We start from the raw sequence: 12888 nt of genomic DNA, 5'->3' as shown, positions 1-12888 counted from the left end.
TTATAAAATTTAATCATCTCTGTTTTTCAATGATTAAATTATTCAATCTTTTAATGTTAAAATTTATTTATCCCAATCCAGTGCGCCTCGCTTCCAGACATAGAAAAACGCTACGAAGAAGATCGCAACGAATGTAAGCACGGCAAGGAAACCTTCCATACCGAATTCTCTGAAGTTGACAGCGTAAGGATAAAAGAATACGATTTCAATATCGAATAGTACGAACAATACCGCAGTCAGGAAGTACTTGATAGAAAACGGTGTTCTTGCGTTTCCTTCAACAGGAACCCCACATTCCCAGCTTTGGTTTTTTACAGAGTTTCCTTTTTTCTGCTGTGGACCTAAGAAATGTGCTCCAAGCAAAGAAACAGCTACAAATCCTACTGCTACACCAGCCTGGATAAGGATTGGAATATAACTTTCAGGTAAATTCATTTTTGCATTATTATCTCAATTTGCAAATTTAGCGAATAAACAAGAAAGCATGAAATTTATCAGCTTAAAAGTCGGATTAAAATGAGCTAAATCGGTAATTTAGAATCAATAAAAATTAGCTTTTTATGATTATTTTTTTGTGGTGTTTTTCCCCTTTTTTTGTAGTAACTCTGGGAAAATGATATCCCATCATGTACATTGCAGATATTTTGAATTTATTTATTTGGGAATAAAAACAAGCGATTAAAGCCCTTGTTGGGCTATGTTTATCACTTATTTTTTCATTTTTTTCAAAAGAGTGTAAGCCATAAAGGAAATATATCCAAAAAGAATACTGGCAAAAAGAATATTAATTATCGTATTGGTTTTGTCATCGGGTGACTGAAAAAAGATGTTATAACCGATAAATCCGGCAATTAAAATGGCAAATATAATCAGCTGTGGTTTCATAAAGTTTAAAGTTTGGGTGGTGAGTTTACGTTATACGAAATGCAGTATCAATTATTTGAGTTCCATTGAATACGTTCTTCTTCTTTTGTGATTCACCGGATTGTAATCCTGCCACAATAGCTGAATACTTTTGTTTTCTTCCAGTTCCGGGTTGGTTTCAAGGTATTTAACACCTTTCTTTCTGAATATGTCCCAGATTTCTTTGAAAATAATAGAAGTTACTCCTCTTCTCTGATAATCCGGATGAATTCCGATCAGGTAGAAGTTCGCTCTGTCATTTTTCTTTCCTGCCTGTAAGAAATGCCACCAGCCAAAAGGAAGCAGTTTTCCACCGGACTTCTGCAGGGCTTTGGAATAAGAAGGCATTGTAATAGCGAAAGAGACCAGATTATTGTGCTCATCAGCAATACAAACAATGAAATCTTTATCAATAAGTTTGAAATATTTCTCTTTGTAGGTTTTACGCTGTTCGTCCGAAATTGGAGTATAAGTAGAAAGATGTTTGTAAGTCTCATCCAAAAGATCAAACATAGGATCTACATACTGAATAATCTCTTCTTTGTTTTTGAATTTTAAAACTTTCAGCTTGTACTTTTCAGAAATAAGCTGATTGAATTTATGAATTTTGTCCGGTAACGTTTCAGGGAAGATGATTTCAAACTCTACCCATTCCTTTTCCTTAGTCAATCCCAGGTTCTCAAGATGTCTTGGATAGTACTCGTTATTGTAAATTCCAATCATAGTTGCCAGCTGGTCAAAACCTTTGATCAGCATTCCTGCTTTGTCAAGATTGGTAAAGCCCATTGGGCCTTCAATTTTGTCAATATTTTTTTCTTTGGCATAATCAACCGCTTTTTGAATTAATGCCTTTGAAACTTCAGCATCATCAATAAAGTCGATCCATCCAAAACGTACTTTTTTAATGCCTAACTCTCTCTCTTCTTTGTGATTGATTAAAACTGCAATTCTTCCTACAATCTTATCATTCTTATAAGCCAGATACTGTTTGGCTTCTGAATATTGAAGCGCAGGATTTTCATCAGCATTCCAAATGTTGATTTCGTCATTGATAAAGGACGGAACATAGTAGGGATTGTTTTTATACAAATCCATTGGAAACCTTACGAATTGCTTGAGCTGACCCGCTGTTTTTACTTCAATAATTGAAACTGTAGACATGTTTTTTGAGAGGAATTAAAGGACAAATATAAATAATAATATCTTATACTTTGGCACAGTTTTTATATGATTATGGGTAAAATTAAACACAAAATTTATATAAAATGGTGGGTTATTATATCATTATTGGTATTTCGATGTTGGTGAGCTGGTGGGTTTCGTCCAGATTGAAATCGAAATTTGAATATTATTCCAATGTACACCTTCGAAATGGCCTTTCAGGGAAAGAAGTAGCGGAAAAGATGTTGAGAGACAACGGGATAAATGATGTTCAGGTCATATCAGTACCCGGACAGTTGACGGACCACTATAATCCGGCAGATAAAACAGTCAACCTTTCTGAAGGTGTTTATATGCAGAGAAACGCAGCGGCAGCGGCAGTAGCAGCTCACGAATGCGGACATGCAGTACAGCATGCGGTAGGATATTCTATGTTGAATTTACGTTCAAAACTGGTTCCTATTGTGAATATAAGTTCCAATCTGATGCAGTTTGTCCTTATTGCGGGTATCGCGGTAATGGCTGCGTCCAGAACAATTGAGAATCCAAATGGAAACACTACAGTGCTGGCAATTGGAGTAGCAATGTTTGCGATGACAACACTTTTTGCTTTTGTAACGCTCCCAGTGGAATACGATGCGAGTAACAGAGCGATGAAGTGGCTTAAAGATACAGGAACGGTAACTGCAGAAGAATTTGTTGGAGTACAGGATAGTTTGAAATGGGCTGCAAGAACTTATGTGGTAGCCGCATTAGGTTCTCTGGCACAACTTCTTTACTGGGGATCTTTGCTTCTTGGTGGAAGAAGGGATTAATTATTAAATTCAAATGAAACATATTGCATCTCAGAAAGCTTTTCTGAGATGCTTTCTTTTTGTGCCAGTTTCAGGGATGCAGTGAGAATACAGTTTTCATTCGCATCGAAGTTCAAAACTTTAGCATCAAATTTAGAAAGTAGGGTGAAAATAGTATTCTGCTGATTGAAGTTAAATTGAATCTCTACTTCTGTTTCTAATTCTCTGGTGATAATACTGGCTTCCTCCAATGTTATCTTTGCTGATTCTTTATAAGTTTTTACAAGTCCGGAAACTCCAAGTTTGGTTCCTCCGTAATAACGGACAACAATGACAAGAACATTCGTGATTTCATTAGCCAAAAGCTGGTTGTAAATAGGCAATCCTGCGCTTCCCGACGGTTCACCATCATCATTGGCGCGATAGTTTTCACCATTCAATCCCATTCTGAAAGCATAGCAGTGATGAGTAGCTTTCGGATGTTCTTCTCTTATCTTTTCCAGCGCACTCTTTAATTCTTTTTCATTGGTTACCGGGTAAGCAAATCCGATAAACTTGCTTCCTTTTTCCTTTAAAAGTGTATTTTCTATGGGCTTTTCTATGGTTTTGTATTCAAACGTCATCAGAGTTGCTGCTTTGTTCTGCAAAAATATTAAATAAATCCTAGTAGTTAATGAAAGAAGCCGCCAGATTTCTGACAGCTTCCCAATTTTATGTATTGCAACTTTTATTATTTCTATCCGCAATAATCCAGCGGAAGTAAGCAAATGTAGTTTGTAGGGCCACAAAAGTCTGTAGGACAGAAATCTCTACATCTTGTAAGGTCTCCATTAGGCAAAGTACAGTTTACAAAAGCTCCGCCTTGAATTGATTTTAAACCGATTCTTGATACTTTTTTCAAATTTTTCATGATATAGTTTTTTGTTTTACATTCAAATTTAACAAGGGAACGTTCCATCCGCCCAAGGTGGTGGACAACTCATACTGGAAGGTGTTGCACAGCAATGCTGTAATGAAGGAGGATAGAATGAACAGCACTCAGGAGCAATTCCTCCGTTTACTTTTTTTAAACTCTGTCTCGAAACTTTCTTTAAATTTTTCATAGTAATTTTAATTTTGTAAGACTAATGTAAATAAATTATTTCATTTGACGGTGATAAAAAAGTGTTATTTTGCTTTAAAAAATGAAACGGTATTATCTCTGAAATTTTCAATTGTAGAAGGGATTTGATCGAATTCCGGGGCTTTTGTTCCATTTTCTAATATCAAATTCTCATTTTTAATTACCATGGCTTCGTCCCAAAGATTAGCATTGATAAACTGCTGCAGGGTAAAACGGCCACCTTCAATAATAACAGATTGTATTTGTTCTTTATACAATGCCTCCATGAGTTCTGGCAGGAAATTATCTTTATTGATTTTAATAAATTGAATATGTCCTTCAGTACCTTCTTTTACGGAATTTAAAACTAATGTTCTTGCTTCATTGTTATAAATATTGAAGCTGGCAGGAACTTTTAAGTCAAAATCAATCAGAATTCTGACAGGATTTACGCCTTCAGCATTTCTTACGGTAAGACTTGGGTTGTCATTCAAAGCAGTTTGAGTTCCTACTAAAATGGCATGCTCGTCAGCTCTTAACTGATGAACAAACTGGTTCACTAATGTATTGGAAACGGCTGTCGGTTTAAAATCCTTATCCAGGAATCCATCACCGGATTCTGCCCATTTTAAAATGATATATGGTCTTTTCTTTTCGTGATAAGTGAAAAATCTTTTGTTCAGTTCAATACATTCTTTTTCAAGAATTCCTGATACGGCTTCAATTCCAGCATCCTGAATGATTTTCTTTCCTTTGCCATTCACTTTATCATGAGAATCCATAGCACCAATCACCACTTTTTTAAATCCTAGCTCTTTAATCTTTAAAGCACATGGCGGAGTTTTTCCATAATGTGCACAGGGTTCCAGAGATACATAGATTGTAGATTGCGGAATAAGATCTTTATTCTTAACGGAATTAATGGCATTGATCTCCGCATGGGGTTCTCCTGCTTTGTGATGATATCCTTCACCAATGATCTCTCCGTTGTGTACGATCACACTTCCAACAAGAGGGTTAGGGTAGGTGTTGCCAAGAGCTTTTTGAGCCAGCTCGATACATCTTTTAATATAAAATTCGTTGTTGTTCATATTTATAAAAAGAAAAAGCGAAGACAAATTGCTTTGCTCCGCCTTTATTTATTTTGTTATGTATTAATCTCCGCTGATAATGCTGTGAAGATTTTGTTTTAACGTTTCAAGATGAGCTTTTTTCTCATCAATCGTGTTATAAGTGTCTTTTAAAAGAGGGTTTTCTCTGGACGGTTTGTTGAAGAAAGAAAGGTTGTTTTCCAGTTTAACGATTTCTGCCTCAAGATCAGAGATTTGATTTTTGATCTTTCTTGCTTTGTCGGTAAGCTGGTTTTCAGATAAACCTTCTTCTTTCAGTTCAAGTTCGTTGATCTTATTTATTTTCAATTTCTCTCTCAATGTTTTGTTGAATTCAGAGTTGATTGAAATTTTATCTCTCGGAACTTTACCAATATTATTCCATGAAGTTTTGATCTGCTCGATTCTTTCAATGCTTCCTTCTTCATTGGAAACCTCTTTCAGTTCATCAAGAAGTGCTTTCTTGTTCTTGTAGTTTTCTTTCCAGTTGTCTGTAGAGGTGTTACTCTTCTCTCTGTAATTGTTGAAGAATGCATTACAGGCGTCACGGAATTCATCCCAGATTTTATTGGTCATGCTCTTTGGAACGTGGCCGATTTTTTTCCAGTCTTCCTGAAGTTTTTTGAATAACGGAACAGCAATATCCCATTCCTCATTATTCATATTGTCCTGTGCAGTCTGGATCAGTTTTAATTTTTCTTCAAGATTCGCCTGTTGAGAACCTTTCAACGATTTATAATAGTTATTTTTCGTTGTATTGAAACCTCTTAGAGTTGTTTTGAAATCATTCCAGTTTTGGTTGGAAAGTTTTCTTGGAACACTTCCTGTCTTTAAAAATTCAGAACGTAGATCTTCCACTCTTTTAATGGCATTCTGCCAGTAGTTATGGTTAGGAGTTTCTGAAGGCTCAGACAGTTTCTTGATTTCCGCAATAATCTGATTCTTCTTTTCAAGATTTTCACTCTGTTCTTTTTCAATAGAAGCAGAGAGTTCAGATTTTCTTTCGTGAATTTTGTTCGAAATCTCTTTGAATTCTTCCCACGTTTTCTCACGGAACTCTTCAGCGACAGGCTCGGCTTCTTCCTTCCATAGTTTATGAAGATACTGAAGTTCATTTAGAGCTTTCTGGATAACGGGTTCATTTTCCAGCTCTTTAGCACGGGCAATGATATGTTCTCTCTTTTCCAGGTTGTGGCTGTATTCCTGCTCCAAAAATTCTTTATTAAGATCCAGCATCTGATAAAACTGATTCAGGTGGTGGAAATAATTATTGTTAAGAATTTTGAATTCAGACTTTGCAACCTGTCCTGCTTTTGACCAGTCTTCTTTAATCTCACGGATAGATTTGAAAAGATTAATTCCCGGTTCAGAGCTGGTGTATAGATTTTTAAGTCTTTCGATAATGCTTTGACGGTGATCAAGGTTTTTCTTTTGCTCTTCTTCCTGTCCTTTCTGGAAGGTATCATGTTTTTCCTTGAAAATATTAACCAACGCAGAATACTTAGCCTGAGAAGGGTGTTCGTAGCTGAAATTTTCAGCTGCATTTCCGGCTTCTATATATTCATGCTTTTTATCCTCCACTTCATCATGGATGTAATGACTTGCTTTCTCTTTCAGCTGGTTGAATCTTTTGAAGTTCTCACCGGCGTTGGGAGTGTTGATGATTTTTTCCATTTCCTTTAAAGCATCAGCAAGAGAAATTTCTTCTTCATGTTCATCCAGGTGCTCTGCATCATCTTCATGTTGGTTTGCATCATGAGAAACTGTGTTTTCTGATGGGTCCTGAGATACTTCGTTAGGATTTTTCTTTTCTTCGTTTTCAGAAAGATTGTTTTCTGTAGTCATAGCAAATCTTTTATGTGAGTGGCGTTAATATCCTTTAAATATAGCTTTAAGGCCAATTAAAGTACTAATTTATGTTATTTTTTTTGAAAATTCCAAATTTCCCAAGCTTTTTCTGCTTGCTGTTCAAGCATATAGTACCCATTCACTGTTTTTGCTCCTTTTTCTGAGGCATTGATGATGAATTGGGTGTAGTTGGGGTTGTAAATCAGATCAATAACCAGATGATCTGAAGAAAGCCCGTCAAAAGGAAAGTTCAGACAATCTTTCACATTCGGGAAAGTGCCTACTGGTGTACATTGAATGATGATTTTATGTTCGGCAACAGTTTCCTGATCAAGATTTTCATAATTGATTTCTGTACTCCTTGAAATCGTTACAGAAGGAATATTATGTTTGTCCAATGCATATTTGACTGCTTTTGCTGCCCCTCCGTTTCCTAAGATCAATGCTTTATCCTGTGAAGGTTTTTTGTGTAAAAGAAGCGTCTTTTCAAAACCGAACGCATCTGTATTGTAGCCGGTTTTTTTGCCATCCTGAATAAGAACGCAATTGACAGCACCTATTTTCTCAGCTTCATCACTTAGTTCATCGAGATAATCGATTATTTTTTCTTTATAAGGGATGGTCACATTGAATCCTAACAGGTCCGGGGAAGCAAAAAGGTTTTCTACTTCATTGATTTCATTCAGATCAAAAATATCGTAGGAGAAATTCTTCAGCATGAGCTTTTGGAACTTGTTTTCGAAGAATTTTTTAGAAAAAGAATAAGAAATATTTCGTCCTATCAATCCTAATTTTTTATTGGAATCCATACATCAAAAATAAAAAAAAGACCGGATAAATCCGGCCTTGGTTTGAAATATTTTTTAATAATTAATCTACGATAAATTTAGTAGAGAAATTATCTGTTTTAAGGATATAAGTTCCTTTTACCATACCTTTAAGGTTAATTTTGTTTGAATGTCTGAAAGGATTTGCAATCGTTTCAATTAATTTACCTGAAAGATCATAGATCTCAGCTTTTGAAATTTTGCTAAGGTTTTCTCCTTTTACAAATAATTCATTATTTCTTACCGGATTAGGGTAGATGGTAATCACTGATTTATCTTTTTGGTTTTCAGCAGTAGCTAACGTAGTTCCGAAACAGGTCCAGCTAAGATCATCCAGAGCCACTCTGTTGGAAGTAGAAGAATTTGTCAGTTTAATCACTGCACTTCCGCTTACATTTATATTGCTGATGGTAGTGGTAGTAACAACATTACTGTAAGGAATAGTTCCTACATTAACATCGTTTACAAAAACATTGAAATATCCTGCGCTTCCGGAGAATTTCAATTGAGTTGTTAAAGTTAAGCTTTGAACTCCCCCTGAAAATGAAGAACTTGTTAAAGTACCATTTCTAATGGTGATCGCTTTATTATTGATGGTTTGGTCAACTCTTGCATCTGTTGCAGTCCAGGAAATTCCGTTGTTGGTCCAGGTTGCTGTCAGATAAGTATTGGCAGCACCGCTGATCATTTCGAAATTTTCAGTTCCACAGCTTCCTCCTCCGGCAGGTACATCAAGAGTTGTTTCTGTAGCTGTTGTACTTTGTGGAGAAGAGTTTGCGAAAGCATCTTTAGCGATGATGTAGAATGTATATTGAGTCAAAGGTGATAATCCGGAAACTATAGTAGATGTTGTTGTACCTGAAACAGTAGCTTTTAAGGTTCCGTTGGCATAAATCTCATACGAAGTTACTCCCACATTATCCGTAGCAGCTGTCCAGCTTAAAGCAATAGAGTTTGAAGTTGGGTTGCTGGCAACAAGGTTAGTTGCTGCTGTAGGGGCTTGGTTATCAATAACCGGCGCTCCCCATATCTGAGTAACATATTCAGGGTGATCAATGAAAGGGTTTCTGTTTCCCTGGTAGGTATAAGAAGTATTGTTTCTTGCAATTTCTTCAGCAGACACAGGGTCCATTGCATTCCATGCTAGATATTGATTAAGTGCCCAAGGCTGTAGTCCCGGGAATGCTGTGTTACCAAGCATGTCTCCAGTAGTGAAATTAGGAAGTTTATCCTCATATCTTGTCACAAAATAAAGAATCATTCTGGCAATGTCTCCTTTGAAAGCATCAATGGGTTCAAATACCGTACCTGCATATCCTGCTGATACAGAATTTCCTAATTTTGATCCGTTTTTAGAAGTAAAAGAAGAATTTCCTACGATTCCATAAGGGTAGTTGGATCTCATTCCGTTCACTTTTCCATCGGTAGCTCGGATAAAATGAATATCAGCAACCATAGGAGAAGCGCTGTTGAACAGACTCTGAGGAATCACGTGCTCTCTGTTGTAGCAGTCACCTTCATTAGAATATCCGGCAGATCCGCACTGACTGGTTCCTAGGGTGAAATTATACTGATCCGGTCCATTTGGATTTTCAGAATAAATATCCAGAATAGTTCCATCATTTTCATAGAAATAATCACGGTCTGTGGTAGCATACCCTGTCCATAGGCCACCATAACCATTGTCTATGTGTCCATTACTGATAATGGTTTTAAGAGCTGTTTTAAGAGCTGCACCAGTTAAGGTCGGCGATTGGTTATAATATCCTGCCGGAGCCTGTGCCAAAGCGCTTATAAATGTCACGCTTAAAAGAAAAAAAGATAAAAGTTGTTTCATTTTTTAAAATTGGGGCGTAAAGGTACGAAAAAATGAAACCGAAGTATATTAATTGTATGTAATATATAAACTTGAAATGTTAGCCTTTAGTAATATATTCTTTACTGATTTTTGAAAAGAACCATGAAATAGTAATTCCAAATAAGGAAGCTGTAAGGGCTACAATAAGATAATTTTTTCCTACAATTTTTACCGGGAATGGCAGAACCTCATTGGCTCTGAAGAATTCTGTATAAAGCTGGAAGTAGCAAAGTGCTGTTCCAAGAATTAATCCGGTAATCACTCCGGAAACAACGATCAGGAGTCCGGTGTAGAAATAGGTCATTCTTAAATGGCTTAAAGGGAAGCCGAGTGATATCAATGATTTTGCCTGTTCTTTTTTATCAAGCTGAAGGATGATAATCGCTCCCGCAAGATTAAAGGTCGTAATAAAGATAACCAATGCAAAGATCAGATAAATAAAAAGCTTTTCAGTGTTGATCATTTTCCAGAAAGCGGCATTTTCCTCTTCCTTGGTTTTGATCTCAATATTTTTTCCGAGAGAAGAAAGCAGGCTTTGTTTTACAGCATCTGCATTTTCCGGATTTTTCAGTTTAATAACAATCTGATAAGCGGACTTTTTAGGAAGAGTAAGTAATTCTTCTGTAAGCTCAATAGGAGAAACAATATAATTGTCCAGCTGGTCTTTTCCCGGGAAAACACCTGTTACCAGAATATCTCTTTTATTATAGATGTCTTCTTCCTTACTGATAATCCCCGTTCCCGGTTTGGGCATAAAGACGGTTGCATAATGATTGGAAGAATCCACAGGAATTGAAAGCCTGTTATCCAGACTGTTTTCCATCAATACCTCATTCGAGTATTTGAAGCTTGGATAAGTTCCGTAGAACACTTCTTTATTAATAGGATTTACCTTAACATAAGCAGAATCTACCCCTCTTAAGTAAGCAATATCACCCTTTCCGTTGAAACTGATGTATACTTTTTCTTCAATAACGCGGGAAAAACTGCTGATTTCCTTATTGTTGCTCAAAACTTTACTGACGTTATCCAGATTTTTGATGGTTTTTCCGGAGGTGCTTTTTAACGTAAGATCAGCGTGAAGATTGGAAATAAGATCTTTGTTCAGGTCTTCAAGTCCTGAAAAAACAGAAATAATGACGAACATTGCAGCCACAGCAACCGTCATGGCACCTACAGCCAGCCACGTAATGAACGTAACGGCAGTACTTCCCTTTTTGGCCAAAAGGTATCTGGATGCTATGTAAAATGCAATATTCTTCAAGATCTATAAAACAGGATTGTCGCCTTCGCCTCTTAATTCTCTTTCCAGTCTTTCAACATCATCAAGAGCGGTATCCAGGTAAAAGTTAAGTTGTGGAATAATACGCACCTGTTTTGCCATTTTCTGGCCAATGAAGTTTCTGTATTGAGGTTTGTTTTCTTCAATCTCCTTCATCACAGCGGTACGGAATTCCTGTGGGAAAATGCTTAAATAAATCTTAGCAATTCCTAAGTCAGCAGTTACTTTTACATCTGAAACAGATACCAATATGCTCTGTTTGCTTTCTGAAGCCTGTTTGCGGAAAAGCTCTGCGAAGTCTTCCTGAATGATCTGTGCTACTTTTCTTTGTCTGTTACTTTCCATAATTTCTGCAAATTTAGTACTTTTGTTTGAATTGATACTTTGAAATTCAACTACAGTATCAAATTTACGATTTAATTATATTGATTAGTATTTATGAAACTAGAACATATTGGTATTGCTGTAAAGTCTTTAGGAGGTTCTGATGAACTTTTTGCCAAATTATTAGGAAAAGAATCCTATAAAAAAGAAACAGTGGAAAGAGAAGGAGTAGTAACTTCTTTCTATGAAACGGGAGAAAGTAAAATTGAGCTTTTAGAAGCCAGTAATCCTGAAAGTCCGATCTCAAAATTTATTGATAAAAAGGGAGAAGGCATCCATCATCTGGCATTTGGCGTTGAAAATATCGTGGAAGAAGTGAAAAGACTGAAAAAAGAAGGATTTCAGTTTATCTCCGAAGAACCGAAAGAAGGTGCTGATAACAAATTAGTTGTATTCCTTCATCCCAAGTCTACAAACGGTGTGCTGGTAGAACTTTGCCAAGAAAAGCAATAAAAAATTTTGTAGTGAAAGAAATTTTACTATTTTTGCAAACACAAAATTTAACCAAGTTTTGAGGTCCTATAGCTCAGTTGGTTAGAGCACCTGACTCATAATCAGGTGGTCCCTGGTTCGAGCCCAGGTGGGACCACAATAAAAATCAAGCACTTACAAAAATGTAGGTGCTTTTTTATTTCCAGAAACTATATACTGAAATACAGGCTCAGGTTTAAATGATAATGCCATTGTATTAATACAAGGCTATAAAAAAGCAGGACAATACTGCCCTGCATATAGATTTTTATTAAATGGCTTTATTATTCTTTTTCAATAGGATTATTGTTAAGCTTGTAAGATTCTTTTATTTCCTTCCCTTGTTTCTCAATAAAGTCTTTTACCTTCATATCAGTTCCAGGCATTGTCATACTTAATAATTGAGGAGTTAGCTCATTTCTCATGGCAGCTAAAGGATCCTGTTTGTAATTTTCAAATGTCTTTGTAAATTTTACTTTTTCTACTATTTTCACATTACCATTGGTGAACTTTTTAACAAGTGAATCTTCACTGTTATCTTTCGCTTTTTTATTTCCTTTTAAGGTAAATGAATAATTGTGTTGATCATCTTCTATTTTTACAATTAATCCAGGTAAACCATTAAATTTATACGGGCCATCATTAAAAGGAAGATCAGGACAAAACCAGGCAACCCATTTTCTTCCCGCAAAATTTACTATAGCTTTTTGGGCATTATATTCGCCGATTTTTTGCTTTTCTTTCTGAATTTTCCAGTCAAAATTTATTTTTTCCTGATAACCAAAGGTAAGAGGAGTCAATCCATTCATAATATCTTCAGTATATTGAACTTCCATGTCAGGATATTTTTTTGTTACAGAATAGGTAAATCTGACATTCGGAGGTGCTGACTGATTTTCGTAAATGCCTGTTTTTTGCATTTTTTTAAATACTTCATTGGAGATTGAATCTGAGACAATTAATTGATAGTCTTTAAAGATCGATTGATCTTTTTTAATATCTAAAACCATCATTGCAGTTTCATTTCTTGTAGAATCTTTTTTAGGTTTATATTGTACTTCATAGAAAAAACGATTGATCTCCTGAGCTTTGGTTTTGATAGTAATTAAAAAGAATAATGGTAGTATCAATAAGTATTTCATAGGTTGA

General features: G+C 35.8%; 15 protein-coding genes and 1 tRNA gene. 3 read left to right on the top strand and 13 right to left on the bottom strand.

Translation table 11 applies throughout. The features are described 5' to 3' along the window. Positions 1-63: 63 nt before the first annotated feature. The 3 genes from ACMA47_RS12730 to ACMA47_RS12720 all read right to left on the bottom strand — a co-directional run bounded on the left by ACMA47_RS12730 (position 64) and on the right by ACMA47_RS12720 (position 2064). The gene (locus ACMA47_RS12730; protein ID WP_034693436.1) at positions 64-435 is read right to left on the bottom strand and encodes an NADH-quinone oxidoreductase subunit A; all 372 of its coding nucleotides are present in this window, start codon (positions 433-435) and stop codon (positions 64-66) included. Between the two features lie 273 nt (positions 436-708). Next, the gene (locus ACMA47_RS12725) at positions 709-885 is read right to left on the bottom strand and encodes a hypothetical protein (protein ID WP_413930065.1); all 177 of its coding nucleotides are present in this window, start codon (positions 883-885) and stop codon (positions 709-711) included. 51 nt (positions 886-936) lie between these two features. Next, a complete protein-coding gene (locus ACMA47_RS12720; protein ID WP_413930064.1) occupies positions 937-2064 on the bottom strand; it encodes a GNAT family N-acetyltransferase in 1128 nt (375 codons plus the stop codon). 104 nt (positions 2065-2168) lie between these two features. On the opposite strand from ACMA47_RS12720, the gene ACMA47_RS12715 reads away from it, so the two are divergent. After that, complete coding sequence (locus ACMA47_RS12715; protein WP_174525207.1) at positions 2169-2879, top strand: zinc metallopeptidase; 711 nt, start codon at positions 2169-2171, stop codon at positions 2877-2879. Here the strand turns inward: ACMA47_RS12715 and ACMA47_RS12710 are convergent. The 9 genes from ACMA47_RS12710 to rbfA form a co-directional block, all read right to left on the bottom strand. Next, a complete protein-coding gene (locus ACMA47_RS12710) occupies positions 2876-3481 on the bottom strand; it encodes an IMPACT family protein (RefSeq protein ID WP_413930125.1) in 606 nt (201 codons plus the stop codon). The genes ACMA47_RS12715 and ACMA47_RS12710 overlap by 4 nt on opposite strands. Positions 3482-3594: 113 nt before the next feature. Continuing rightward, a complete protein-coding gene (locus ACMA47_RS12705) occupies positions 3595-3768 on the bottom strand; it encodes a bacteriocin-like protein (RefSeq protein ID WP_157885786.1) in 174 nt (57 codons plus the stop codon). 28 nt (positions 3769-3796) lie between these two features. Continuing rightward, entirely contained in the window at positions 3797-3961 is a 165-nt protein-coding gene (locus ACMA47_RS12700; protein ID WP_167348784.1) for a bacteriocin-like protein, read from the bottom strand. A gap of 64 nt (positions 3962-4025) precedes the next feature. Further along, positions 4026-5051: a bifunctional diaminohydroxyphosphoribosylaminopyrimidine deaminase/5-amino-6-(5-phosphoribosylamino)uracil reductase RibD gene (ribD, locus tag ACMA47_RS12695; protein WP_413930063.1), complete on the bottom strand. Its 1026-nt coding sequence runs from the start codon at positions 5049-5051 to the stop codon at positions 4026-4028. A gap of 63 nt (positions 5052-5114) precedes the next feature. After that, positions 5115-6914, bottom strand: coding sequence for a DUF349 domain-containing protein (locus ACMA47_RS12690; RefSeq protein ID WP_413930062.1), 1800 nt, complete (start codon positions 6912-6914; stop codon positions 5115-5117). A 74-nt stretch (positions 6915-6988) separates the two neighbouring features. Continuing rightward, complete coding sequence (locus ACMA47_RS12685) at positions 6989-7726, bottom strand: shikimate dehydrogenase family protein (RefSeq protein WP_123278971.1); 738 nt, start codon at positions 7724-7726, stop codon at positions 6989-6991. Positions 7727-7787: 61 nt separating this feature from the next. Then, positions 7788-9581, bottom strand: coding sequence for an endonuclease (locus tag ACMA47_RS12680; protein ID WP_413930061.1), 1794 nt, complete (start codon positions 9579-9581; stop codon positions 7788-7790). Between the two features lie 79 nt (positions 9582-9660). Continuing rightward, entirely contained in the window at positions 9661-10866 is a 1206-nt protein-coding gene (locus ACMA47_RS12675; protein ID WP_413930060.1) for an ABC transporter permease, read from the bottom strand. Between the two features lie 3 nt (positions 10867-10869). After that, complete coding sequence (gene rbfA / locus ACMA47_RS12670; RefSeq protein ID WP_034693455.1) at positions 10870-11229, bottom strand: 30S ribosome-binding factor RbfA; 360 nt, start codon at positions 11227-11229, stop codon at positions 10870-10872. A gap of 93 nt (positions 11230-11322) precedes the next feature. On the opposite strand from rbfA, the gene mce reads away from it, so the two are divergent. After that, on the top strand, positions 11323-11721 hold the full coding sequence (gene mce, locus ACMA47_RS12665; RefSeq protein WP_413930059.1) for a methylmalonyl-CoA epimerase: 399 nt from the start codon (positions 11323-11325) through the stop codon (positions 11719-11721). A 62-nt stretch (positions 11722-11783) separates the two neighbouring features. Then, a tRNA-Ile gene (locus ACMA47_RS12660) sits at positions 11784-11857 on the top strand. A gap of 166 nt (positions 11858-12023) precedes the next feature. On the opposite strand, the gene ACMA47_RS12655 is transcribed toward ACMA47_RS12660, so the two are convergent. Continuing rightward, positions 12024-12881, bottom strand: coding sequence for a GLPGLI family protein (locus ACMA47_RS12655; RefSeq protein ID WP_413930058.1), 858 nt, complete (start codon positions 12879-12881; stop codon positions 12024-12026). Positions 12882-12888: the final 7 nt, after the last annotated feature.

It is taken from the genome of Chryseobacterium sp. T20 (assembly GCF_047345655.1).
Taxonomy (GTDB): domain Bacteria; phylum Bacteroidota; class Bacteroidia; order Flavobacteriales; family Weeksellaceae; genus Chryseobacterium.
This window is presented reverse-complemented; position numbering and strand designations above follow the sequence as displayed.